Below are 22,883 nucleotides of genomic sequence, written 5' to 3' on the forward strand. Positions count from 1 at the left end.
CGTCCTGCGCAATACAATTCATTCCGGAGCCGGGGGTTCCCCGCAATGCGCCTGCGGAACCGTATTCACAGGGGTTGTTTGGCAGCACCGCCGCGCGACCACACCAGCCAGACCAGCGCGATTGACGCCAGCGGCATAAGGTTCACGCCGAGCGGCAAGGCAGCAGCCCTGGTGGCGTAGGGCGCGAAGAACAGCGCAACCAGCAGCAGTTTTTCATAGGGGCGGAACCCGCCGCGCAGGCCTTCGCGCACCAGCCACAAGAGCGGCAGGATCAGGAACGGCAGATCATAATTGAACAGATATGGTGACGCGAGCGCCGTCGCCGCCAGCACCAGGGAGCCGCTGGCCAGGCAATCGCGCCCCATCCGCCGCCATGCCGTGAACGCCAGCGCCATCATGGCGAGCGCGCATGCCAGATTCACGGCGAGCGCAAACGATGTCGGCATGAACAGGCGCAACTGGCTGTATGGCGTGGCCATGCGCAAATAGAATTCGGCGTCATCGCTTGCCATGATGAGGCGGCTGGCATCCCAGCTGGACGTATAGGCGATCATCGTATCGAGGCCGAATACTGCCCATGACAAGAGCATCAGGCCAACAGCACTTGCTCCCGCTGCCACAAACGCGCGCCACTTGCCCGCACCTGCCAGCCAGAAGGGTACGAGCAGTGCCAGGTGCGGTTTGATGATCAGCGCGCCCAGCAGCAATCCGGCAGAGGCAGGCCGCTTGTCCAGCAACACCGCCCCGCCTACCAGCAAGGCGCCTGTCAGCAACCCGGTCTGCGCATGGCCAGCGGCCAGCAGGGCCCCGGGAAAAACCAGCACCAGCGGCCACAGGCGCGCCGAAGCGCTAATGCTTGCCCAGCTCCACGCGGCAAAGGTCAGCACGACCCATGCTATCCACGCGGCGGGAAATGGCAGCGCTCCAAACGGAGCAGCAGCAAACAGGAAGGGCGGCGGATTGACGAAAGCGAACCAGCCTTTGCTGCCGGTGCCGGTCTGCACGCTCTCTTGCACGGCAAGGTCGTAAGCCGCCGCCGGTTCACCAGCGATCGCCACATGGCCCGCGCCCCAAAAGGCGAGGAAATCCGTACCGTCCACACCCATCGCCTTCAGGAAAGAATTCACCATTAGAGCCAGGCTGGCGATGCCGAGGATGAACGCATAACCGCGCACACGGCTGGAATTCAACCAATCGGCGTTGCGGATGTGATTGAAGAAAGGCTCGCGCATTACAGGCGTGTTAGCGGATTACAGTTAATGGGGAATTGGTTTTCCCTTCTACCCGCGAAATTTGCTCAACTACGTTGAAACCGCTAGTTTGGGCATAGAGGAGACATGATGTGACCCAATCTCATTCCCGCAAGGGGCAAAAAAGCTGGACCACGCCAAACGTGAAAGACGTGGACGAAGGCACAAGTGATATCGAAAACGGCGCCGGCGCAGCGGTGGACGGCTTCAATGGCCGCAGCACGCCTACTGCCAGTTAGAGCAGCAATCGCCTGATACCCTCAGGCGCAACCAGCGCACGATATCGGGGCGACTGACATCCCGGAGCGGAACCAGCTTGCTGGTCGTCTAGCCGGAATGGCACGCCCGGATGGGCGTCATGATATCAAAACAATGAAATGGCAGGGGTGCACGGACTCGAACCGTGGGCCTTCGGTTTTGGAGACCGACGCTCTACCAACTGAGCTACACCCCTACAGGCAGCCGCGCCTCTATAACGCGTTTACCGCGATGGCAAGCGACGACATGCAATGTGCATGCTATGCTGGCCCTATGCACGCGCCGCCGACCAAACCCGCATCGCCAAAGATCATCCCGCCCGAAGTGCTGCTGCTTGCCTATCGCAGCGGCGTGTTTCCGATGGCCGATTCGCGTGATGACGAGGAAGTCTTCTGGGTGGAACCGCGCAACCGCGCAATCTTGCCGCTGGATGGCTTCCGCTGTTCGCGCTCTTTGGCAAAGGTGCTGAAGTCCGATCGATTCACAGTGCGGGTGGACGGCGATTTCTCTGCCGTGATCGATGCCTGTGCCCAGCCGCGCACCGACCATCCCGACACCTGGATCAGCGGCACAGTGGATGCGAGCTATCGCAACCTCCACCGCCACGGCCATGCGCATTCGGTGGAATGCTGGCAGGATGGCGAATTGGTGGGCGGCTTATATGGCGTCGCTTTCGACCGGGTGTTTTGCGGGGAAAGCATGTTTGCGCGGGCCGACAATGCCAGCAAAGTCGCGCTTGCATGGCTGGTCGCGCTGATGCGGCGGGCGGGATATGTGCTGCTCGATTGCCAGTTCATGACAGAACATCTGGCGTCCCTTGGCGCGGTGGAAATTACCCGCGAGCGCTATCAGGAGTTGCTCGGTCACGCTGCAGAGGCGCAGCCGCGCATGTCCCTGCCGCAGGCGCTGGCCGCGCTGTATCAGGAGTCGGAAGGCTCCGCTGGCGCAGAAGCATTTTCCTCGCCGGGAAAGCTCATCGCGCAGTCTTTCAGCCAGACATCGTAAACCGGATGTTCGACCACGTTGAGGCTGGGCGATTCCTTGAACAGCCAACCGGAAAAAACGCTGTACCACTGCGCTTCATCGTCTGCGGCGCGCCGTTCGTTCACGATGACCTGCACAAATGCGCCGGTTTGCTGCAATTCTTCCCACGGCGCCGTGCGTTCACAGGCTGACAGGCGGATAATCACATCATCGATGCGCCGTGCTTCGCCCGGGTACATTTCGATATCACGGGTTTCGTTATTGCGCTTGTTCACCAGGCCGATCGTGGCGACGCGTTCATCCATCGGCGTGCCGACGCCTTCGACCTCTGTTGCCATGGTCGGCGGAGCATCTGCGGTCTGCAATTCTTCGGGGATTTCGGTTTCTTCGGCTTCGGGAGCGCGCACCTGCTCATCCCCGCAAGCCGATAGCATCAGCAGCATGGCCGCCGGCCCTACACTGGCCGATGCACCGGCCGATACACTGGCCGATACATTGGCCCACGCAGCGCGCAGGCGGATCACGCGTCGGGCGTCCAGGCTTCGTAATCGCCGCGCGCTGGCGCACGTTTGCCGCCGCGCTCCAGCGCTCCGGAAGGCAGATAGCGCGAATCGGTGCCGGTGGCGTTGGGTGTGTAATCCACTTCCCAGATTTTCGCAGGCGGCAGATTGCTTTCCGGAAGATCATCGAAAGACCCGTGCAGCCAGCCATGCCATTCCGGCGGTACGCGGCTGGCATCATTGGCGCCGTCATACATGACCCAGCGCCGCTCCCGCTGGCCCTGCTTCACCTTCTTGGAACGGAAATAGCGGTTGCCCTGCGCATCGGTGCCCACATGTTCGCCATTGCGCGCAGACCACAGGGATGTGCCGATAGTGGCACCATCCCACCAGGTGAAAATTTTGCCGAGGATGCTCATGCCTGCGCCATTAGCGGGATTGGGCGTGGTCGCCAAGCATTAGGTAAAAGCTCACCACTCGATACTGTCGCCAGGTTCAATGCCCAGCTCTTCAGATCGTCCACCAATCAATTCCAGCACGGCGATGGCTTCACGGTCCGAAAAAACACTTTCCTCGTTATAAGGGATGCCATCAGCAATATTGATGACCTTCCGATCTTCATCAATGAAGATGATGTCCAGCGGCAAAACCGTGTTGCGCATCCAGAAGCTGAGCATTTCAGGCTCTGCATAAGGGAACAGCATTGCCTCGTCCGCGCCCATTTCATTGCGGAACATCATGCCGCGATTCTGCTGTTCGCGCGTCGCGGCCACTTCTGTCCGGAAGGTATGGGTGCCGGTGGACGTCGTGACGGTGACCGGAATAACCTCCAACCCCGAGTCGGGATCGACATTCGCCGATGCCGCAGAAGTTTGCTGCGGCACCTGTTCTGCCGACTGCGGCGAACAGGCGGTAAATGCCAACATCAATGCTGTCAGCGGCATTTGGGCCAGTTTAGGCAAAATCGTCATCATCAGTTTCCTCTGGCCATTCTTCTGCTTCGGCGAGCCAATCATGCGCGCGGTCTGCATCGGCTGCGCCCAACACGGCGCGGGCATGGTCGAATGTGTGGCCTGCGCGCAGCATGGCTGCAATCTGTTTTTCACGTTTTTCCGGAGGCACCGGTTTAGTGCTGAATGGCCCGAAGCGGCGCTTGCTCGCAAGATGCAGTGCGGCGCGGCGTTTCTGTACCTCGCCCGGCTGCATCTTTTCGCGTATCGGTGCGGCTATGCCCGCTTGCCCCAAAGCCTGGCGCACGCGGTTAGCGCCATATCCGCGGCGCAGCAGATCGGCAGAGCGCGCTCGGGCAAATGCTTCATCATCGACATAGCCTTTGTCCACAAAGCGCGCGACCAAAGCCGGCAGGTCCGGCGCGTCGTCTGCACTTTCACTGTCCCACCCGCGCTCGCGCAATTTGCGCTCCAGGTACCGCAGCAGCTTTGCCGAACTGGTGGCAAAACGCGCCACATAGGCCAGCGCCAACTCCTCCAGCGCAGGGGCTGAAAGCGGCTTGGGCGGTCTTTTAACGCGCCGGGATGAGTAATCTTTGCTGGTCATTGGGGCCTTCGCGGCCTTATTCGTGCCACACTTCCCTTCAAATGGGAAAAGAATGTGCGGTGTCGGAAACCTCTGATGCCGCTTTTTGGATACGGGAAGCGCCATAAGAGCGCGCTGCAATGAGGGTCCAGCATCACAGCATGACCGAACTTACACCCACACCAAATGATTGCCCGCTTCCGCGCAGGCGATCCGATTTCGCCACGTTCAACGAAGCGATCGATTATGCGGCCCGCAGTGAAAAGGGGCTGAATTTTTATGATCCGCGCGCCGCGCTGGAACGGGTCTACCCGTTTTCCGAGATGCGCGAAGATGCGCTGGAGAACGCTCGCCGACTCATCGCCATGGGCGTGAAGAAGGATGACCGGATTGCGCTGATCGCGGAAACCAGTCCGGAATTCACCGCCATGTTCTGCGCCTGCGTTTATGCTGGCGCATGGCCCGTGCCATTGCCGCTGCCGACCACCTTCGGCGGCAAGGACAGCTATATCGAACAATTGGGCGTGCAGCTTTCAAGCAGCGACCCGAAAATGCTGCTGTATCCGGCAGAAATTGGCGAGATGGCGTCAGTGGCGGCCAAGAATCAGGGCTGCACCGGCATGGACTGGGACGAATTTTCCGCGCTCGAAGCGCCGCGGATCGATCTGCCGGAAGCTGATCCTGAAGACATTTGCTATCTGCAATATTCCAGCGGCTCCACCCGCTTTCCCACCGGTGTTGCCGTTACCCACCGCGCATTGCTGCACAATCTGTATGGCCATGCGACGACGATGGATATCGGGAAGGATGATCGCGGGGTCAGCTGGCTGCCGTTCTATCACGACATGGGCTTGGTCGGATGCTTCCTGTCGATGATCGGCAATCAGGTCAGCGCCGATTATCTGAAGACCGAACATTTTGCGCGCCGCCCGCTCGCCTGGCTTGATCTCATCAGCCGGAACAAAGGCAATTCGATGAGCTATTCGCCCACTTTCGGTTATGACATTTGCGCACGCCGCATTTCCAGCCAAAGCCATGTGGCGGACCGGTTCGACCTGTCACGCTGGCGCCTGGCGGGTAACGGTGCCGATATGATCCGGCCCGATGTGATGCAGCAATTCGTCAATGCCTTTGCCGACGCTGGTTTCAAGGCGAGTGCGTTTACCCCATCTTACGGCCTTGCTGAAGCGACGCTGGCTGTCACGGTGATGCCGCCGGGCGAAGGTATCCGCGTGGAATTGGTGGAAGAAGAGCGCCTGTCGGGCAGCCCGCGCGATCTTTCCCGCCCCGCTCGCTACCGCGCAATCGTCAATTGCGGCAAACCGCTGCCGGATATGGATGTGGTCATTCGCGGCGAGACCGAAGACCTGAAAGGCGATCACCTGATCGGCAAGGTCTGGTGCCGCGGCCCCAGCGTGATGCATTCCTACTTCCGCGATGAAGCTGCGACCGAGGAGTGCCTGATCGGCGGTTGGCTCGACACCGGCGACATGGGCTACATGGCGAACGGATATCTGTTCATCGTGGGCCGCGCCAAGGATATGATCATCATCAACGGCAAGAACCACTGGCCGCAGGATATCGAATGGGCGGTGGAACAATTGCCCGGCTTCAATCACGGCGATATCGCCGCCTTCTCGATCGAAACCGACACCGGCGAAGAAGCGCCTGCCGTGCTTGTGCATTGCCGCGTGTCCGATCCGGAAGAGCGGATAAAGCTGCGCAACCAGATTTCCGACAAGGTCCGCGCCGTCACCGGCATGACCTGCGTGGTCGAATTGATCCCGCCGCGCACCTTGCCGCGAACAAGCTCCGGCAAACTCAGCCGTGCCAAGGCGAAGAAATTGTACTTGTCAGGCGAAATCGCTCCGCTGGAGCTGGCGGCGTAAAGGCGTCAGCCCAGCAGCAACACGCCCAGCACATACAGCAGCGCCAGCAGGCTGACCGCCCAGACATAGGTTCGCACCTTCGGCACGCCTGTCCAGTACAGCGGCAGATAGACCAGTCGTGCGCCCAGCCATACCCATGCCGCGAGGGCGGTCAGATCCGTTGCCTTTCCGGCAAGAACCACGCCGAACAGGGCGATAATTGCCAGCGGCAATGTTTCCAGGAAATTGCCGCGCGCCCGGTCCAGCCGGGCGGCAAGATCGTTCAGCGGTTCGGTATCTTCATCACGCGCGCCCATGTTCCAATCGACGCCGTATTGCTTCGTCTTGTAGTGCGTGGCGGCAAATATATGGGCGAGCATAAGTATGCCCGACAGCGCCAATACAGTAATTTCGCTCGGCATTATTCTACTCCTCAACAGCCCAACTTACAGTAACAGTACCAAAACCGGGGCCTGTCGTTTGCGCAGACATGGCCTTGCTTTCGGCGGCCAATATTGCCCGAAGCAGGGCCACTGATCCTTCCGGCCCTTCCAATCGCACCGGCACGCCAACCCGGTCCTGCGCCCAGCTTGCCAAGGTCAGCGCGCGGCGGCCAGCAGCACTTGGCACTTCCCCGTCAAAGGCGATGCTGGGCAATGGGCGCAGCGGCGGGGTAAAGCGGATATCCCATTCCGGCTCTGTGGAATCGATGCGCCGTTCCAGTTCGGCATAGGTCGCCATGGTCGCCCCATCTAGCGGCCTTGCCGTCACCATGGCCCGGCGGCGCTGGCGGTCAATAGTGACATCTTCAAGCGGCACCCCAGCCAGCAATGCCAGCCGGTCGGCCAGATCTTCCGCGCGTTCGGCTGCCTCGGCTTCCTGTGCGCGGGCAGAGGCAAGCTCTGCCTCTTCTGCTGCGTCCTGGCTTGAACCGACGCGTACCTGGGTCAGGGAAACTTCAACTTCCCGGTCGAGGCGGCGCGTTATGGCGGTACGCGCTTCTCCTTCCGCTTCGCCGATGATTTCAGGCGTCAGCACCGTCGCTGTCACCTGGATCGGATCGCTTTCATAATTTGCCTCTATCTGCGAAACGCGCGCGCGCCCGCTGAACACATCTTCGACTACGGTATTGATCTGACGGCTGGCGTTTGTTTCCCACACGATCTGCCGCAACGACAAGAACAGCGGAATCGCCAGCAAGATGAAGGCTGCAAAGATCAGGAAAGCCTGCATTTGCGTCTGTTTTTCGGAAAGGCTGGTGCTGAAGCCGTAAGCGCGCGCCATCGCTGTCGCGGTCAGCGCAATCGCGGTCAAGTTGGTGATAAACAGGAACAGGGATCCCCAGAATACCGTGCCGTTCATCGTCGCCAGGCCGAAGCCGACCACGGCCAGCGGCGGCATCAGCGCAGTCGCGATGGCCACGCCCACGATCGTGCCTTCACGCCCGCGGATCATCGCATATGCGCCCGCGACCGAAGAGAAGATTGCAACGCCAAGATCGAACAGGCTAGGCCGCGTCCGTGACGCGATTTCCGAGGTGATCGTCTGCAAGGGCGAGAAGAACACGATCAGTGCGCAGAACAGGATGGCGCACAGCACCCCTACAGCCAGCGATTTCGCTGATTGCCGCAGCCATTTGAAATCACCGATGGCCAGCGCAAAGCCGACGCCCATGATCGGATCCATCAGCGGACTGAGAAGCATCGCCCCGATCACCACCGCCGCCGAACCCTGCAGCAAGCCGAGAATGGCGATGCCTGCCGACATGCAGGTCATCAGCAGATATCGGGCCGAAAGCGTGCATTCGGCGCGGCGCTTCTCGATCACGGCGACCTGATCCACGGTGCTGGTGACATCGCGCCGCCACCACCCACTCAGGCTGGACAGCACATCGCCAAAGCCCTGGTGCACAGGCTTAACGTCGGCGCTGATCTCGCTATCGGCCACAGGTTCAGTCGTGCTCGCGTTTGGTGTTTGCATTGGCGACCATTATCGCGGAAACTCGGCTGCACAAAGTTTGAAATGCCTGCAACTTGAATTACGTGTCTTGTATCCCTAATACAGTAGATTGAAGTTCAAGGCAGGGAATAAAGGGAAAACCGCCGCGATGGCCACGAGCAACGAGACCGCCACAAAGACTGTCAACGAGCTGGAGCTGACACCGCCCGATCCGGTGCCTGCCGTTGCGCCTGAAAAAGCTGCGGGCCTCGTTCCCGTCAGCGAGGAAAAGCGCACCGCCCTGCAGGAAAAGGTCGATGGCTTCGTCAATGAACTGATCGCGCTCGATGCCAATTCGCCCGATTTCGGCAAGAAAGTGGACCAGATTACCAATATGGGCCGCAAGGAAATCATGGCGGCCAGCCAGATGTCCAACCGTTTCCTTGATCGCCCCGTCCGTGCGATGGATCAGGAATCGGGTGTCGGCACCGATCTGGCGGAGCTGCGCCGCACGGTCGAAGATCTCGACCCGGGCCGCAAAGGCAAGATGCGTGGCCGCAAGCTGTTCGGCATCATCCCCTTCGGCAATAAGCTGAAGAATTATTTTGACAGCTACACCAGCGCACAGGGCCATATCCAGTCGATCCTCGCCCGGCTTTCCAGCGGCAAGGACGAATTGCTGATGGACAATGCCGCCATTGATGTGGAGCGTCAGAAACTGTGGGAAGCCATGGGCAATCTGGAACAGATGATCCACATCGCCAAGGCGCTGGACGGAGAGCTGGAGGAAAAGGCGGCAGAGCTGGATTCCAGCGATCCGGAAAAGGCCAAGGCCATCCGCGAAACCGCGCTGTTCTATGTGCGCCAGCGTACGCAGGACCTGCTCACCCAAATGGCCGTGTCGGTGCAGGGCTATCTTGCGCTTGATCTGGTCAAGAAGAACAATGTCGAACTGGTGAAAGGCGTGGACCGCGCCAGCACCACCACCGTGGGCGCGCTGCGCACTGCCGTAACCGTGGCGCAGGCAATGACCAATCAGCGATTGGTTCTGGGCCAGATCACTGCGCTCAACCAGACGACTGCCGGGATCATCGATTCCACTGGCGAATTGCTGCGGGCCAACACCGCGCAAATTCACGAACAGGCCGCCAGCAGCACTATCCCGATGGAAACGCTGCAACGCGCCTTCCAGAACATCTATGACACAATGGACGAGGTCGACACCTTCAAGCTGCGCGCGCTCGATTCCATGAAGCAGACTGTGGATGTCCTTTCGGTCGAAGTCGAAAAGTCGAAAGGCTACATCGCCCGCGCCGAAGGCCAGGCACAGGCTGCAAAGCAAGTGAATGACAGCGGTTTGCTGAGCCTGGAGGGCTGATGCCAGAGGACCTGACCCAGCAAAGCGACCGCATTCTGTCTGATAGCCGCGCTGTCCTGCGCGACAATCAGACCGGCGGGCGGCACCGGCTGGAGGGGCGCTCTATCGGGCGCGGTTCGCAAAGCCTCAAGACAAAGAACCTGCTGAAGCGTGCGGGCTATTTCGGAGCGGCGGTGCTGGCGATTTTTGCAGCCTTCAGCGTTGCCGGGATGATCCTGAATGGCATTGGCTTTGCCGGCATAATGGCAGCGGCGTTTTCCATCGCCATCGCAGCCTTCATCTTCGCCAATTTCCCCAAGGTCAAAACGCCCAAGCGCGCCGATCTCTCGCGCACGCAGGATGCGGGTCAACTGGTCGCGCGTACCGAATTGTGGCTGGAACATCAGCGCGCCGCCCTGCCGCCGCCTGCGGCAAAACTGGTGGATGATCTGGGCGTGCAACTGGATGCACTGGGCAAGCAGCTGGCGCATGTCGATCCCGCGCACCCGGCAGCGCAGGAAACCCGCAAGCTGGTGGGCGAGTATCTGCCCGAAACGGTGGAAGGCTATCAGCGCATTCCGGCGCACCTTCGCGGCGAGGAACGCGCCGGATCCACGCCGGACAAACAGCTGGTGGAAAGCCTCGGCAAGATCAGCAAGGAAATCGACCACGTAACGCGGCAACTGGCCGAAGGTTCGCTGGACGATCTGGCGATCCGCAGTCGCTATCTCGATTACAAATACGGCGATGCCGAAGGTTTGCCGTCCGGAAATTCGCCCGAGCTGCAGGATGCCGGTGTGCCGCTGGCCGATGAAGGCTCAGGCATACCGCTGCCCGATTTCAACCGAGAAAAGAGCAAGAATTGATGGAAATCGCCATACCGCACCAGCTGGGCCGCGAAGAAGTCCGCCGCCGCCTCCACGCCAGCAGCCACGAAATCGCGGATGCCATTCCTGGCGGCATGGCCGATGTCGACACCAGCTGGCCGAGCGAGGACCGCATGTTCATGTCCATCAACGCAGTGGGCCAGATGATCACCGGCCACATCGACATCCATGACGATCAGGTTCTGTTCCACATGGAAATGCCGCCTGCTCTCGGGTTCCTGAAGCCAATCGTCGAAGGCGCGATCCGGCAGGGCGGGCAGAAGCTGCTGGGGCCGCCGCGGGATTAAGCGCGGCCAGGATGATCTAAAGCTCGCGTTCTTTTTCCAGGAATTCTTCGGGGATCCGTAACGCCTCTGTTGCAAGCTGTGTTTCCCGCAGGAACAGCACCAGCGCCCACATCAGCAGTCCGATGGCCGTGATGAATAAGCCAGCAGCGACCGGGTTCAGCCCGATATGGGCAAATTCTGCAACGAACAGCATCACTACTGTCAAGCCGATGGCAATGCTCGCCATAACCAGCAATCGCATCGCCGCGCCGATCAGGGCGATCCGCTTATCCAGCGAACGGATTTCCCGCACGACCATATCGTGTTCCATGTTCTGGGTCGCGCCGTGGCGTTCCTGCAAATCGCGGCTGCGATCTACCACCCGGCCAAGCCGCTGGGTCAGCGTGGAGATGATATTGCCGATGGCGACCAGCACAAAAACCGGCGCAAGGGCGAGCTGAATTGTCTGAGCGAGCATCGTGCCGGCTACGGGCGCTAACAGGTCCATCTCACCCGCCCTACTGCTTCGCCGCGCCGGGCAATTGGCCGACCTTTTGCGTGCCTGCCATGGTGGTGACGAGAACATCGTCACCGTTCACCACGATCGCCACGTCTTTCAGGCCGATCGCAGATACGCGTGGTCCATCGGTTTCCACCAGCACGCCTTCGCAATCGATCAGATCAACCTTGCCTTGCATGCGGTTGCCGCCCGCATCGGCGGGCCGTGCATCGCGCAAGGATTGCCAGCTGCCGATATCGGACCAGCCCATCGAAACGGGCACCATCGCGGCGCGGTCTGTTTCTTCCATTACGGCGTAGTCGACCGATTCAGATGCAATTTCGCTAAATGTTGCAGCCGCCGGATGGAACCGCGCGCCGTCTTCGCGCCCTTCTTTGACAGAACGGGCCACGGCATCGGCAATCCGCGGGCGATGGCGTTCCAGCTCGGCTTTGAAGGCACCTGCGCGAAAGGCGAAAATGCCGCCGTTCCAGCTGTAGCCGCCATGCGCCAGGAACTGGGTTGCGCGCTCCAGATCAGGCTTTTCCACGAAGCGTTCTACAGCGAATCCGCCGGTCAGCCCGTCTCCGCGAAGGATATAGCCATAGCCTGTCTCTGGCTGTGTAGGGGTGATGCCGAAGGCAACCATGCGGTCTTCCATTGCCAAAGACGCAGCTGCATCAGCGGCCGCGCGGAAGGCCGATACGTCGGCAATATGGTGATCGCTCGGGCACACCAGCATCACGGCATCATCGGGCAGGAGCCAAGCGGCCAAAGCGATGGCAGCGGCGGTATTCTTCGCCTCTGGCTCTACCACAATGCGCGCCTTGGTGCCGCCAAGCTGCGCCTCGACATGATCAAGATGCCCAGTGCCGGTCACGATGGTAGGGGGCGCAAACTGGCCTGCATCGCTGCACCGCGCCAGCGTTTGCTCGAACAAGGTCGTATCGCCGACCAGCGGCAGGAACGGCTTCGGCTTTACCTTGCGGCTGCGCGGCCACAGACGGGTGCCGCTGCCGCCGCACATGATTACGGGATAGATTTTGTTCATGTCCTGCACCTGTGGAATTCGCAGGACTCCTGCAAGCCCAATATTGCGTTCGCCCTAAGAACGCGCGCGAAAATCGACGCGGTAGCCGTAGCGCGCCTCTACCGGAGTTCCGTCAGCCGCCGTTGCCGGATTGAACTGGATACGCTCGATCACCAGCGGGCAAACGCGTGCTGTTGTCGCAGCATCGACCTGCGTGCTCGCAACCGTGCAATTGCGCGCGCGGCCATCTGTGGTGACGGTGAAATGTACAGTGACAGCAAGGCCAAGCCTGGCCGCCCGCCCGCCTTCGGGAATGGGAAAATCGCGGGCCTCGTTCAATTCTCCCGATCGAACCGATGGGCCAACAGCAACCGCGCCGCCTGTGCCCGATCCACTCCGCCCGCTGCCTGTGCCGTCGCCCGTGCCACCTGCGCCTGTTCCGTCGCCCTGTTCGCGCGCACCCGATTGGTTGGCCGCCCCGGTGGAAGACGCGCGCGGTGCTGGTGAAGGCCGGGGAAGCGGCTGCTCCGGCGCGACCACAGCGCGCGGCGTCGCCTGCCGTCCTTCCTCTCCCGCCGCGCCTTCATCAGGCTGCGGCGGCGCGATGCTAGGCTCCGTTTCAGGCTCTTCATATGTGCGCACGGTTACGGTCACGACCGAAGTTGCGGTTTCGATGACGCTGGCGGTAAATTCCGGCGCAAGCAGCCGCGCAAGACCGGCCAGTGCCACGATATGAAGCAGGCCGATCAGGACAATCAGCTTCCAGTTCAGCCGCTTGCGTTTCGCAGTGTAGGCGCCATCCGCCATCGTTTTGCTATCCTACGTGCCGCTTCAGGGCGTGCTCAGGCTGAGCTCGCCGCGCATACCCAGCACGCCTTCGCCATACAGGTAGGTCGAATCGAATGTGGCATATTTTTCCAGCCGCTTGCGATCCGGCACATCGATCCGGCCACGGCGGAAATCGGCCAGCCCCTCTTCCCGCAGCTGGCTCAGCGCGCGGTTCATGTGGATGGCTGTGGTGCCGCACATTTCGGCCAGATCCTGCTGGATCAGCGGCGTATCAATGCCCCCGTCACGCCCCAGCCCGACGAAATCAAGACGCTGCCAGATTTCGCAGAACACATGCGCCACGCGTTTCGGCGCGCGCAGCTGTTCCAGTTTCATGATCCATTCGCGGTGAATGGCCGCGTCCAGCAGGGTGGAAAACCATAGCAAACGGGCAAGATGCGGGTTGTCCGACATCACGTCCTTGATCCGGTCATGTGTGGTGAACCCGACTTTGGCCTTGCCGATCGTCACCAGATTATGGTCCAGCCGTTTCAGCGCAAAGGCGTGAAGGTCAACGAAGTCTCCGGGCACCTGAACCCCGACAACATAGCGCTTTTCGCCCGAATTGATTGTTCGCAGGACAAATCCTTCGATGAGCATGGTGGAGCGATTGCACAGGACTCCGCGCTCCAGAATAACTTCGGGCGACTCAAATTCGGCGGTTTCCTCGACCAGCGATTCAACCGTCGCTTTCTCCTCTTCGCTCATCGCATCGCGAAGCCGCCCTTCGAGAAACCTTCCCGTCTTCGGATAAAGATCAAGTTCGTCCGCCATCTCATTCCCTGCAATTGCACCCCGCAAAGGACCTGAAGTGAAATGGAAGAATTTGCAAGGTGACACGGGTTTTGCAGGCCCGCGCTATCCGGCTCGACGCGGCGCTGCGCGGTCCCTAGGTTACGCGATATGACGAGCGCATACCGATTTGCCATTGATCGGGGCGGCACATTTACCGATGTGGTCGCCCAGCTGCCGGATGGTAAGCTGGTGACGGCCAAATTGCTGTCCAGCAACCCCGATCATTACCCCGATGCAGCAAGCGAAGCCGTCCGGCGCATTCTGGCCGAGACCGGCCCGAAGTATCCCGGGGCGCCTATTGCAGAGCTGCGGATCGGCACGACAATTGCCACGAATGCTTTGCTTGAGCGGCAGGGCGCACAGGTCGCGCTGGCAATCACGGCGGGGCACCGGGACGCGCTGCGGATCGGCAACCAGTCGCGGCCCGATATTTTTGCCCGCCACATCGTACTGCCGGAACGGCTGGAGCGGCATGTGGTGGAAATCGCCGAGCGCGTGGGTGCGGATGGCGAGGTGCTGGTGCCGCTCGATGACAATACCACGCGGCGCGATCTTGCGGCTTTGCGCAAACAGGGCGTGGATGCGCTCGCCATCGTGCTGCTGCATGGCTGGAAATACACCGGGCATGAGGCGCAGGTGGCGCGGATCGCGCGTGAACTCGGCTTTACGCAGGTCAGCGCCAGTCATGAAGTCTCTCCGCTGATCCGGCTGGTTCCGCGCGGCGATACCAGCGTGGCGGATGCCTATCTCTCCCCCGTGATCCGCGCCTATGTCGAACAATTGTCTGACCGGTTGCCGGAGCATGGCTCGCTGCGGTTCATGCAATCCAATGGCGGCCTTGCCGATGCTCGCGCCTTTCGCGGCAAGGATGCAGTGCTTTCCGGCCCGGCAGGCGGCGTTGTGGGCATGGTGGAGACAGCGGGGCGGCTCGGCCACACCCGCCTGATCGGCTTCGACATGGGCGGCACCAGCACCGATGTGTGCCATTATGCAGGCGAGTATGAGCGGACCGGCGACAGCGTGGTTGCCGGCGTGCGCATCGCCGCACCGATGATGCAGGTGCATACGGTGGCGGCAGGCGGCGGATCTGTGTGCCGGTTCGATGGATCGCGCCTGCGTGTCGGCCCGGAAAGCGCGGGCGCGGACCCCGGCCCTGCCTGCTATCGCAAAGGCGGCCCGCTGACGGTGACCGATTGCAATCTGCTGCTGGGCCGGCTTGATCCCGATGAATTCCCGCATGTGTTCGGCCCTGAAGGCGATCAGCCGCTTGATCCCGAAGCTTCCCGAGCGCGATTGGAAGAGGTCGCGGCCAGCCTGCCTGAACCGATGACGCCTCGCGATCTGGCAGAGGGCTTCCTCGCCATCGCGGTGGACGAAATGGCCAATGCCATCCGCAAGATCAGCACCGCACGCGGCCATGATATCACGACCCATGCGATGGCGTGCTTCGGCGGAGCGGGAGGGCAATTTGCCTGCCGTGTGGCAGACGAGCTGGGCATGGACACAGTGCTCGTCCACCCACTTGCCGGAATGCTCAGCGCCTATGGCATTGGCCTGGCACCGATCATTGCCATCCGGGAAGCGGGCGCGGTGCAGCCACTGGAGAATGATTTTTCCGCAGCGCTGGCGGCGCTCAAAGAACAGGCGCGCGAAGACTTGCTGGCCCAGAATATCGCCGCAGACCGGATCACGCTGACCTCGCGTTTGCGCCTCCGCTTTGCTGGCAGCGATACCACCATCGACATGCCGCTGGGCGATAATGCGGACAGCGCCTTCCGCGCCGAACATCGCCGCCGTTTCGGCTGGTCGGACGATGCCGCGCCGATCGTATTGGAAGCCCTGAGCGTTGAGGCCCAAGGAACCAGCGGCGGGCTTGGCGACTTCGAGGCCGAAGATCTGCCGCGCGGCGAGGCAATCACCGGCCCCGCCATCATTCCCGCATCCGGCTCCACCACAGTTCTGGAAGAGGGCTGGATAGCCGAACGCGCTGCCGAGGGAACGCTTGTCCTGACCCGCACAGCGCCGCGAGAACGCGCACCTGCGGCAGGCACGGCGGTGGATCCCGTCCGCCTCGCCATCTTCAACAATGCGTTCATGGCCATTGCAGAGGAAATGGGCGTGGTGCTGGAAGCCACGGCGAGTTCGGTCAATATCAAGGAACGGCTCGATTTTTCCTGCGCCCTGTTCGACGCAGAAGGCGCGCTGATCGCCAATGCGCCGCATATTCCGGTGCATCTGGGAAGCATGGGGGCGAGCATAAGGCGGGTGATCGAAAACCGCGCTACAAGCACACGCGGTATACGGCGCGGCGATGCCTATGTGGTCAACGATCCCTACCACGGCGGCACTCATTTGCCCGATGTGACCGTGATTGTCCCGGTGTTCTGGAGCGATGCGAGCACTGCGCCCGATGCGTATGTGGCGGCACGCGGCCACCATGCCGATATCGGCGGGATAGCGCCCGGCTCCATGCCGCCTGACAGCCGCACAATCGACGAGGAAGGCGTGCGGCTGGACGATGTGCTGCTGGTGGATGAGGGGCGCTTTTGCGAGGCCGAAATGCGCAGCCTGCTGGGCGCGGGAGATTATCCGGCCCGCGCGCCTGACCGCAATATCTCCGACCTCAAAGCGCAAATTGCCGCTTGCGCACGCGGGGAGGACCTTTTGCGGGCAGCGGCGGATGAGCATTCCGGTGACATACTGACCGCCTACATGGGCCACGTGATGGACAATGGCGAAGCCGCCGTGCGCCAGCTTCTGGGCCATTTGCCCGAAGGCGCATTCACTTATGCGATGGACAATGGCGCGCAGGTCTCGGTCGCCATCACGATCGACCGCGACGCCCGGACCGCCGTGTTCGATTTCACCGGCACCAGCGATCAGTTGCCGGACAATTTCAACGCCCCCAGCGCCATCACCAGAGCCGCTGTGCTATACGCCTTGCGCTGCCTGGTTGACGATGATGTGCCGCTGAATGACGGTTGCCTTCGACCGGTGACGCTGCGCATCCCGGAAGGCTCCATGCTCGCACCCAATCCGCCTGCCGCCATCGTGGCGGGCAATGTGGAAACGAGCCAAGTCGTTACCGATGCCGTGCTGGCTGCTTGCGGAGCGCTTGCCCCGTCGCAAGGCACGATGAACAACTTCACCTTCGGCGATGCCACCCGCCAATATTACGAAACCATTTGCGGCGGCTCTGGCGCGGGGCCGGACCATGATGGCACCTCTGCCGTGCAAACCCACATGACCAACAGCCGACTGACCGATCCCGAAGTGCTGGAAACGCGCCTGCCCGTGCGGGTAGACAGCTTCTCCATCCGCACCGGTTCGGGCGGACAAGGCCGTCATCGGGGCGGAGAGGGGGTTGAACGGCGCATTGCCTTCCTCGAACCGATGCGCGCACAAATTCTTGCCAATCGCCGTCTTGTGCCGCCGCGCGGGATCGCGGGCGGCAGCGATGCGCAGCCCGGCGATACTTTTGTCGAACATGGTGACGGGTCTATTACAACACTGGGCGCGACCGGCGCAGCAGACGTTGAACCCGGCGATGTGGTGGTCATCCGCACACCGGGCGGCGGCGGATATGGAGATGCATCATGATCCTGAATGAAGCCACAGCAGCCCGCTTTGCCCGCACTGCGCTTGGGCATGTAGGGCAGGAATATCCAAACAAGCTGGATCATGTGATGGCAGGCCCCGATGCAGTTGCCAGTCCGCGCAACTTGCACCCTGCCTTCTACGGCAGTTTCGACTGGCACAGCTGCGTCCACAGCTGGTGGACCCTGCTGACAATCCGACGCCTGTTTCCCGATCTGCCTGAAGCTGCGACCATCGAAACGCGGGCCGAAGAAACGCTTTCGCAGGCCAATCTCGACGCTGAACTGGCCTATGCGCAGATACTGGAAGCACGCGGATTCGAGCGGCCTTATGGCTGGGCGTGGCTGCTGTATCTGCATCTGGAGGCGAGCCGACACGGCGACCAGGCCTGGGCCGAAAGGCTTTCCCCGCTGGCGCATCATTTTGCTACCGGCTGGCGCGATTATCTCGGCATTTTGCGCCATCCAATCCGGCACGGAGCGCACGCGAACACTGCCTTCGCGCTTAACCTCAGCCTTCAATGGGCGCGGGTATTTGATCAGGAACTGGCGGCGCTGATCAAGCAAGCGGCACAGCGCTATTTCATTGAGGACCGCGCGGCGCAGTGCTGGGAGCCGGGCGGTGACGAATTTCTCTCGCCCACTCTTACAGAGGCCGCATTGATGAAGCAGGTTCTGCCTGCCGATACCTTTGCGCAGTGGTTCGGACATTTTCTACCACAGTTGGAGCAAGGGGAACCGCGCGCACTATTCATCCCCGCGCAGGTCAGCGATCCTACCGATGGCAAGGCGGCGCATCTGGACGGCGTGAACTTCACACGGAGCTGGTGCTGGCGGATGCTGGGCCTTGATGAGCGCAATGCGCATCGCCATATCAAGGCGTCAGAAGATGCAATCGATGGTGACTATATGGGGTCCCATTGGCTCGCCAGTTTTGCTTTGCTCGCTATGCTGGCAGGACAGGAGGAAACAGAGTGACCGACGCCGCCATTACCGCCGCAGCAGCGCAAATTGCGCAGGCGCAGGCCGACAAGGCTCTGCGACCGACCATTGCGGGCTTTTTCGATGAAGCGACCAACACGATCACCTATGTCGCCAGCGATCCTGCAACGCGGGAAGCGGCAGTGATCGATTCCGTGCTCGATTACGAAGCCGCATCGGGGCGCACGTCCCACGGATCGGCCGACCGGGTGATCGAATATCTGAGCGCCAATGATCTCACGGTGACCTGGCTGATCGAAACCCACGCCCACGCCGATCACCTTTCTGCCGCGCCCTATCTGCAGGAAAAACTGGGCGGAAAGCTGGCTATCGGGGCGGAGATCATCCGCGTGCAGGATGTGTTCGGCAAGCTGTTCAATGCCGGAAGCGAGTTCGAGCGCGATGGATCGCAGTTCGATCACCTGTTCACCGATGGCGAGACATTCCGCATAGGCAATCTGCATGGCATTGCGCTCCATGTGCCCGGCCATACGCCCGCTGACATGGCCTTCATCATCGGCGATGCTGCCTTTATCGGCGACACCATGTTCATGCCCGATTTCGGCACTGCCCGCACCGATTTCCCTGGCGGAGATGCGCGGCAATTGTTCCAGTCAATCCACCGCCTGCTACGCCTGCCGGACGAAACGCGGTTGTTCCTGTGCCATGATTACAAGGCACCGGGGCGCGATGAATTTGCCTGGGAAAGCACGGTAAAGCTACAACGCGCGCACAATGTCCACGTCCATGACGGTGTGACAGAGGACGAATTTGTCGCGATGCGCACCGCGCGCGATGCCAACCTGGCCATGCCCACGCTGATCCTGCCAAGCGTGCAGGTGAACATTCGCGGCGGACATTTGCCCGAACCGGAGGACAACGGCGTGAGTTACATCAAAATCCCTGTGAACGCAGTATGATGCTGGCGACCTTCACACTTCCGGGCTTCCCTGATGCAGCCCCTGTAGACGGCCTGATCGGCGGCGGCTTGATCGGGCTGGCGGCGGCTATCATGCTGCTTGGCCTCGGCCGTATCGCCGGCGTATCCGGAATTGCCGCAAAGGCTGCCGGCCTTGGTGGCAGCGGGATGAGCCGGACGGGCGCATTTGCCTTTGTCATCGGCCTGCCGCTGGGCGCCTTTCTGGTGATGCTGGCTGGCGGCGGAGGTGATCCCAGCTTTGCCGGCACCGTGCCACTTGTCATCGCAGGCGTCATTGTCGGCGTGGGCACACGATTGGGCAGCGGTTGCACCAGCGGCCATGGGGTGTGCGGGATGAGCAGGCTTTCCGCCCGTTCCATTGTGGCAACAGGGGTCTTCATGGCCACTGGCATTGCGACAGTCGCGCTGATGAATGCGGCCGGCTGGGAGGTATTGTCATGAATATGCGTCCTCTTATCGCCCTGCTATCGGGCACGATATTCGGTGCAGGCCTGACAATTGGCGGCATGACCGATCCGGCGCGGGTGCGCGGCTTTCTGGATCTGCTGGGCGATTGGGACCCGACGCTGGCCTTCGTCATGGGCGGCGCGCTGATAGTGATGGCGATTGCATGGCGCTTTGTGCCAGGCATGGCCCGGCCCATTTTCGAAGACGACTTTCATGTACCGACCCGCAACGATCTGACGCCCAAGCTGATCGGCGGCGCGGCGTTGTTCGGCGTTGGTTGGGGCATTGCGGGACTGTGCCCCGGTCCCGGATTTGCCGCACTGGCGATAGAGCCACTGGGTGCAGCCATCTTCGTCGCTGCCATGTTTGGCGGAATGGGGCTGGTCAGGCTGACGGAACGCTAGCGGGCGCTATTCTGCTGCCTGGTGTAATACCCGGCGTTCGAATTCCTCGCGGGCCAAGTCCACATTGTTGCGCGCATACCAGCGCGGCGCTGGCAGGCCGCGTTCCCATGCCACTTGCTCCGTCAGCGTACCTTGCGCGGATGGCGTGTCGTACGTCGCGGCATATTGGCTGAAGGGATCGGCATAGGCCTCATCTGCGGTGATGACGGTCCAGCCGCGCGCCTCAAGCGCATCGATCAGGTCGCCGAGAAACAGCACTGTTACATCGGCTTCATGCAGCAGCATGACGTGCGCAGGCGAGCGGCCTAAAGCAGCTCGCGCAAGGCCATCGAAGAATTCCGCCGCCTCGACATGGCTTTCCACGAACAGGTCGCGGAAAGCGTCCATATCCATCGTATGACCGCCCTGCTGTGCCTCAATCGCGGCCTGTTCGTAGAACCAGTCGCTTGCATCGACGGTGACATAACCATTGCTCAGACCGCGCTGGGCCAGCGCCGCGCGCACACCGTCGCGCTTGGCAACATCGTCGCGCCCTTCGTTGAGAAAGGGATAGCGGAACCACGGCCTATGACCCTCAAGTTGGGAAAGCCAAGTTTCGGCAATATCAATATCCGCGACGTAATCCTCGAGGGTAAGATCGCTCAGGTTGGGATGGGTGGCCGTGTGGTTCGCAAGAACATGCCCGTCTGCGGCATAGTCCATCACATGCTGGACGCCGCCCGGCCGATCATGCAGCCTGGCGGGATTGATGAAGAATGCAGCCTGCGCAACCCCGGCATCGCGCAAGGTTTGCCGCAAAATCGCCGCGCGCTCGTCAGGTTCGAGGAAGGCTCCGGCGTGCCGCGGAATATCGTCGAATGTCAGCGCGATACGCTTATCCGCCGGTGTCGGCCCAAGCGGGGGCTCAGGCGATGATGCGGGGGCCGTCGCGCAGGCGGAAAGCATTGCAGCGATCAGCAGGCAGGTGAGCCAGCGGACCTTTCTTCCCGTGCTGCCCATCACCCCATCGTCGGGATGATGAAGGCGTTGGAGCCATCACCGCCCCCATCGGGCCAGCGCTGGGTGACCTTCTTGGTCTTAGTCCAGAACTTCAGGCCTTCGGTGCCATATTGGTCGATATCGCCAAAGCCCGAACGCTTCCACCCGCCGAAGCTGTGATAGGCGACTGGAACAGGGATCGGCACGTTGATACCGACCATGCCGACATTCACGCGGGAGGCGAATTCGCGCGCGGCGTGGCCGTTGCGGGTGAAGATGGCGACGCCGTTGCCATATTGGTGCTCGCTGGGAAGGCGCAGGGCATGTTCGAAGTCCGTGGCGCGCACGATCTGCAGCACGGGACCGAAAATCTCTTCCTTGTAACTTTCCATCTCAGGCGTGACATGGTCGATCAGCGTTGGGCCCACAAAGAAGCCCTTCTCATGGCCTTGCAGCGAATAACCGCGGCCATCGACGACGATCTCGCCGCCTTCGTTCTCTGCCGTGGTGATCCACTCTTCGATGCGCGCCTTGTGTTCGGGCGTGACGACCGGACCGTAATGCGCGTCAGGATCGTTCGACACCCCGATACGCAGGGCATTGATCGCCGGGATCAGCTTTTCGCGCAAACGATTGGCGGTATCCTCGCCCACCGGCACCACCACGGGCAGCGCCATGCAGCGTTCACCCGCAGAGCCGAAAGCGGCGCCTGCAAGATCATTCACAACCTGATCGAGATCGGCATCAGGCATCACAACGCCGTGGTTCTTCGCGCCGCCAAAGGCCTGCACCCGCTTCGCATTGGCGGTGCCGCGCGAGTAGATATATTGCGCAATGTCGGAACTTCCCACGAAGCTGACGGCGGCAATATCCGGATGGTCGAGGATCGCGTCGACCATTTCCTTATCGCCGTGGACGACCTGCAGCAGGCCCTCCGGCGCGCCAGCTTCAAGGAACAGTTCAGCGAGACGCACCGGCACGGATGGGTCACGCTCCGACGGTTTCAAAATGAACGCATTGCCAGCGGCAATCGCCATACCGAACATCCACATCGGGATCATTGCCGGGAAGTTGAACGGCGTAATGCCGGCCCCAATGCCGAGCGGCTGACGCGTGGAATATACGTCGATGCCCGGACCTGCGCCTTGGGTATATTCACCCTTCAGCACCTGCGGAATGCCGCAGGCATATTCAATCACTTCCAGCCCGCGCTGCACATCGCCCTTGGCGTCGTCCACCACCTTGCCGTGCTCGCTCGAAAGCAGCTCGGCCAGATCCTGCATATTGGCTTCGATCAGTTCCTTGAACTTGAACATCACGCGGGCGCGTTTTTGCGGATTGGTTGCCGCCCATTCGGGCTGCACCTTCTTGGCGTTTTCCATCGCGCGGTCGAGAAGCGCGGCATCACCAAGCGCGACCTCAGCCTGTACTTCGCCTGTCGAAGGGTTCCAGATCTTGTGCGTCCGTCCGCTGCCCGAACCTGAGCCACCCTGAATGAAATGATCGACCTGCCGCATGTCCGCTTCTCCCGTTAGCTCTCA

The 22,883-nt window shown here is 61.3% G+C and carries 24 protein-coding genes and 1 tRNA gene; 11 read left to right on the forward strand and 14 right to left on the reverse strand.

Annotated elements, in window-relative coordinates:
* Positions 1-65: 65 nt before the first annotated feature.
* Positions 66-1,232, reverse strand: a complete 1,167-nt coding sequence (locus AB731_RS00520) for a glycosyltransferase family 87 protein (RefSeq protein WP_047092867.1) — start codon at positions 1,230-1,232, stop codon at positions 66-68.
* A 110-nt stretch (positions 1,233-1,342) separates the two neighbouring features.
* Between AB731_RS00520 and AB731_RS13880 the strand changes: the two genes are divergently transcribed.
* Positions 1,343-1,489, forward strand: a complete 147-nt coding sequence (locus AB731_RS13880) for a hypothetical protein (RefSeq protein WP_156167319.1) — start codon at positions 1,343-1,345, stop codon at positions 1,487-1,489.
* Between the two features lie 139 nt (positions 1,490-1,628).
* Here the strand turns inward: AB731_RS13880 and AB731_RS00525 are convergent.
* Positions 1,629-1,704 (reverse strand) — tRNA-Trp (locus AB731_RS00525).
* A 77-nt stretch (positions 1,705-1,781) separates the two neighbouring features.
* Between AB731_RS00525 and aat the strand changes: the two genes are divergently transcribed.
* Positions 1,782-2,513 carry a leucyl/phenylalanyl-tRNA--protein transferase gene (gene aat / locus AB731_RS00530; RefSeq protein WP_047092866.1) on the forward strand — a complete coding sequence of 244 codons (732 nt, stop codon included), beginning with the start codon at positions 1,782-1,784 and terminating at the stop codon, positions 2,511-2,513.
* On the opposite strand, the gene AB731_RS00535 is transcribed toward aat, so the two are convergent.
* The 4 genes from AB731_RS00535 to AB731_RS00550 are packed head-to-tail and all read right to left on the reverse strand — an operon-like array spanning position 2,429 to position 4,549.
* On the reverse strand, positions 2,429-3,016 hold the full coding sequence (locus tag AB731_RS00535; protein WP_231638790.1) for a DUF2155 domain-containing protein: 588 nt from the start codon (positions 3,014-3,016) through the stop codon (positions 2,429-2,431). The genes aat and AB731_RS00535 overlap by 85 nt on opposite strands.
* Positions 3,013-3,411, reverse strand: coding sequence for an NADH:ubiquinone oxidoreductase subunit NDUFA12 (locus AB731_RS00540; RefSeq protein WP_047092865.1), 399 nt, complete (start codon positions 3,409-3,411; stop codon positions 3,013-3,015). The genes AB731_RS00535 and AB731_RS00540 overlap by 4 nt, the downstream gene beginning before the upstream one ends.
* A gap of 51 nt (positions 3,412-3,462) precedes the next feature.
* Positions 3,463-4,023, reverse strand: coding sequence for a DUF192 domain-containing protein (locus tag AB731_RS00545; protein WP_231638791.1), 561 nt, complete (start codon positions 4,021-4,023; stop codon positions 3,463-3,465).
* Positions 3,947-4,549 (reverse strand): regulatory protein RecX, encoded by a 603-nt coding sequence (locus AB731_RS00550; RefSeq protein ID WP_047092864.1) that lies wholly within the window; start codon positions 4,547-4,549, stop codon positions 3,947-3,949. Before AB731_RS00550 ends, AB731_RS00545 begins: the two co-directional genes overlap by 77 nt.
* Before the next feature lie 140 nt (positions 4,550-4,689).
* On the opposite strand from AB731_RS00550, the gene AB731_RS00555 reads away from it, so the two are divergent.
* Complete coding sequence (locus AB731_RS00555) at positions 4,690-6,417, forward strand: fatty acyl-AMP ligase (RefSeq protein ID WP_082126373.1); 1,728 nt, start codon at positions 4,690-4,692, stop codon at positions 6,415-6,417.
* A 5-nt stretch (positions 6,418-6,422) separates the two neighbouring features.
* Here the strand turns inward: AB731_RS00555 and AB731_RS00560 are convergent, their stop codons facing one another.
* Complete coding sequence (locus AB731_RS00560) at positions 6,423-6,818, reverse strand: MAPEG family protein (RefSeq protein ID WP_047092862.1); 396 nt, start codon at positions 6,816-6,818, stop codon at positions 6,423-6,425.
* 4 nt (positions 6,819-6,822) lie between these two features.
* On the reverse strand, positions 6,823-8,376 hold the full coding sequence (locus tag AB731_RS00565) for a TIGR00341 family protein (protein ID WP_052845680.1): 1,554 nt from the start codon (positions 8,374-8,376) through the stop codon (positions 6,823-6,825).
* A 127-nt stretch (positions 8,377-8,503) separates the two neighbouring features.
* Between AB731_RS00565 and AB731_RS00570 the strand changes: the two genes are divergently transcribed.
* The 3 genes from AB731_RS00570 to AB731_RS00580 are packed head-to-tail and all read left to right on the forward strand — an operon-like array spanning position 8,504 to position 10,865.
* Positions 8,504-9,712, forward strand: a complete 1,209-nt coding sequence (locus tag AB731_RS00570) for a toxic anion resistance protein (RefSeq protein ID WP_047093200.1) — start codon at positions 8,504-8,506, stop codon at positions 9,710-9,712.
* Positions 9,712-10,557 (forward strand): hypothetical protein, encoded by an 846-nt coding sequence (locus AB731_RS00575; RefSeq protein WP_047092861.1) that lies wholly within the window; start codon positions 9,712-9,714, stop codon positions 10,555-10,557. The genes AB731_RS00570 and AB731_RS00575 overlap by 1 nt, the downstream gene beginning before the upstream one ends.
* Positions 10,557-10,865 (forward strand): polyhydroxyalkanoic acid system family protein, encoded by a 309-nt coding sequence (locus AB731_RS00580; protein WP_047092860.1) that lies wholly within the window; start codon positions 10,557-10,559, stop codon positions 10,863-10,865. Before AB731_RS00575 ends, AB731_RS00580 begins: the two co-directional genes overlap by 1 nt.
* Before the next feature lie 16 nt (positions 10,866-10,881).
* On the opposite strand, the gene AB731_RS00585 is transcribed toward AB731_RS00580, so the two are convergent.
* The 4 genes from AB731_RS00585 to AB731_RS00600 are packed head-to-tail and all read right to left on the reverse strand — an operon-like array spanning position 10,882 to position 13,975.
* Complete coding sequence (locus tag AB731_RS00585) at positions 10,882-11,352, reverse strand: DUF2721 domain-containing protein (protein ID WP_231638792.1); 471 nt, start codon at positions 11,350-11,352, stop codon at positions 10,882-10,884.
* Positions 11,353-11,362: 10 nt separating this feature from the next.
* Positions 11,363-12,394: a mannose-1-phosphate guanylyltransferase gene (locus tag AB731_RS00590; protein ID WP_047092859.1), complete on the reverse strand. Its 1,032-nt coding sequence runs from the start codon at positions 12,392-12,394 to the stop codon at positions 11,363-11,365.
* A 54-nt stretch (positions 12,395-12,448) separates the two neighbouring features.
* Positions 12,449-13,180, reverse strand: coding sequence for an energy transducer TonB (locus AB731_RS00595; protein WP_047092858.1), 732 nt, complete (start codon positions 13,178-13,180; stop codon positions 12,449-12,451).
* 24 nt (positions 13,181-13,204) lie between these two features.
* Positions 13,205-13,975 carry a Crp/Fnr family transcriptional regulator gene (locus tag AB731_RS00600; protein WP_047092857.1) on the reverse strand — a complete coding sequence of 257 codons (771 nt, stop codon included), beginning with the start codon at positions 13,973-13,975 and terminating at the stop codon, positions 13,205-13,207.
* 129 nt (positions 13,976-14,104) lie between these two features.
* Here AB731_RS00600 and AB731_RS00605 point away from each other — a divergent pair, with 129 nt between their 5' ends.
* From AB731_RS00605 to AB731_RS00625, 5 genes are read left to right on the forward strand one after another with little or no spacing between them, the layout of a single operon-like run.
* Positions 14,105-17,596: a hydantoinase B/oxoprolinase family protein gene (locus tag AB731_RS00605; RefSeq protein ID WP_047092856.1), complete on the forward strand. Its 3,492-nt coding sequence runs from the start codon at positions 14,105-14,107 to the stop codon at positions 17,594-17,596.
* Positions 17,593-18,570 (forward strand): DUF2891 domain-containing protein, encoded by a 978-nt coding sequence (locus AB731_RS00610; protein ID WP_047092855.1) that lies wholly within the window; start codon positions 17,593-17,595, stop codon positions 18,568-18,570. The genes AB731_RS00605 and AB731_RS00610 overlap by 4 nt, the downstream gene beginning before the upstream one ends.
* Complete coding sequence (locus tag AB731_RS00615; protein WP_047092854.1) at positions 18,567-19,493, forward strand: MBL fold metallo-hydrolase; 927 nt, start codon at positions 18,567-18,569, stop codon at positions 19,491-19,493. The genes AB731_RS00610 and AB731_RS00615 overlap by 4 nt, the downstream gene beginning before the upstream one ends.
* The gene (locus AB731_RS00620) at positions 19,490-19,954 is read left to right on the forward strand and encodes a YeeE/YedE family protein (RefSeq protein ID WP_231638793.1); all 465 of its coding nucleotides are present in this window, start codon (positions 19,490-19,492) and stop codon (positions 19,952-19,954) included. Before AB731_RS00615 ends, AB731_RS00620 begins: the two co-directional genes overlap by 4 nt.
* 2 nt (positions 19,955-19,956) lie before the next feature.
* Positions 19,957-20,364, forward strand: coding sequence for a DUF6691 family protein (locus tag AB731_RS00625; RefSeq protein ID WP_047093197.1), 408 nt, complete (start codon positions 19,957-19,959; stop codon positions 20,362-20,364).
* Positions 20,365-20,370: 6 nt separating this feature from the next.
* On the opposite strand, the gene AB731_RS00630 is transcribed toward AB731_RS00625, so the two are convergent.
* Both AB731_RS00630 and AB731_RS00635 read right to left on the reverse strand, forming a co-directional pair.
* A complete protein-coding gene (locus AB731_RS00630; RefSeq protein ID WP_082126297.1) occupies positions 20,371-21,363 on the reverse strand; it encodes a polysaccharide deacetylase family protein in 993 nt (330 codons plus the stop codon).
* The gene (locus AB731_RS00635) at positions 21,363-22,859 is read right to left on the reverse strand and encodes a CoA-acylating methylmalonate-semialdehyde dehydrogenase (protein ID WP_047092853.1); all 1,497 of its coding nucleotides are present in this window, start codon (positions 22,857-22,859) and stop codon (positions 21,363-21,365) included. Before AB731_RS00635 ends, AB731_RS00630 begins: the two co-directional genes overlap by 1 nt.
* Positions 22,860-22,883 lie beyond the last annotated feature (24 nt).

It is taken from the genome of Aurantiacibacter marinus (assembly GCF_001021555.1).
GTDB classification, from domain to species: domain Bacteria; phylum Pseudomonadota; class Alphaproteobacteria; order Sphingomonadales; family Sphingomonadaceae; genus Alteraurantiacibacter; species Alteraurantiacibacter marinus.

Bases quoted from the DNA above. Each gene is read 5' to 3' on its own strand.
- AB731_RS00635 (WP_047092853.1), bottom strand. From the start codon at position 22,859: ATGCGGCAGGTCGATCATTTCATTCAGGGTGGCTCAGGTTCGGGCAGC.
- AB731_RS00575 (WP_047092861.1), top strand. From the start codon at position 9,712: ATGCCAGAGGACCTGACCCAGCAAAGCGACCGCATTCTGTCTGATAGC.
- AB731_RS00605 (WP_047092856.1), top strand. From the start codon at position 14,105: ATGACGAGCGCATACCGATTTGCCATTGATCGGGGCGGCACATTTACC.
- AB731_RS00580 (WP_047092860.1), top strand. From the start codon at position 10,557: ATGGAAATCGCCATACCGCACCAGCTGGGCCGCGAAGAAGTCCGCCGC.
- AB731_RS00555 (WP_082126373.1), top strand. From the start codon at position 4,690: ATGACCGAACTTACACCCACACCAAATGATTGCCCGCTTCCGCGCAGG.
- AB731_RS00610 (WP_047092855.1), top strand. From the start codon at position 17,593: ATGATCCTGAATGAAGCCACAGCAGCCCGCTTTGCCCGCACTGCGCTT.
- AB731_RS00570 (WP_047093200.1), top strand. From the start codon at position 8,504: ATGGCCACGAGCAACGAGACCGCCACAAAGACTGTCAACGAGCTGGAG.
- AB731_RS00540 (WP_047092865.1), bottom strand. From the start codon at position 3,411: ATGAGCATCCTCGGCAAAATTTTCACCTGGTGGGATGGTGCCACTATC.
- AB731_RS00620 (WP_231638793.1), top strand. From the start codon at position 19,490: ATGATGCTGGCGACCTTCACACTTCCGGGCTTCCCTGATGCAGCCCCT.
- aat (WP_047092866.1), top strand. From the start codon at position 1,782: ATGCACGCGCCGCCGACCAAACCCGCATCGCCAAAGATCATCCCGCCC.
- AB731_RS00625 (WP_047093197.1), top strand. From the start codon at position 19,957: ATGCGTCCTCTTATCGCCCTGCTATCGGGCACGATATTCGGTGCAGGC.
- AB731_RS00585 (WP_231638792.1), bottom strand. From the start codon at position 11,352: ATGGACCTGTTAGCGCCCGTAGCCGGCACGATGCTCGCTCAGACAATT.
- AB731_RS00520 (WP_047092867.1), bottom strand. From the start codon at position 1,232: ATGCGCGAGCCTTTCTTCAATCACATCCGCAACGCCGATTGGTTGAAT.
- AB731_RS00545 (WP_231638791.1), bottom strand. From the start codon at position 4,023: ATGCAGACCGCGCGCATGATTGGCTCGCCGAAGCAGAAGAATGGCCAG.
- AB731_RS00550 (WP_047092864.1), bottom strand. From the start codon at position 4,549: ATGACCAGCAAAGATTACTCATCCCGGCGCGTTAAAAGACCGCCCAAG.
- AB731_RS00590 (WP_047092859.1), bottom strand. From the start codon at position 12,394: ATGAACAAAATCTATCCCGTAATCATGTGCGGCGGCAGCGGCACCCGT.
- AB731_RS00595 (WP_047092858.1), bottom strand. From the start codon at position 13,180: ATGGCGGATGGCGCCTACACTGCGAAACGCAAGCGGCTGAACTGGAAG.
- AB731_RS00565 (WP_052845680.1), bottom strand. From the start codon at position 8,376: ATGCAAACACCAAACGCGAGCACGACTGAACCTGTGGCCGATAGCGAG.
- AB731_RS00600 (WP_047092857.1), bottom strand. From the start codon at position 13,975: ATGGCGGACGAACTTGATCTTTATCCGAAGACGGGAAGGTTTCTCGAA.
- AB731_RS00560 (WP_047092862.1), bottom strand. From the start codon at position 6,818: ATGCCGAGCGAAATTACTGTATTGGCGCTGTCGGGCATACTTATGCTC.
- AB731_RS00630 (WP_082126297.1), bottom strand. From the start codon at position 21,363: ATGGGCAGCACGGGAAGAAAGGTCCGCTGGCTCACCTGCCTGCTGATC.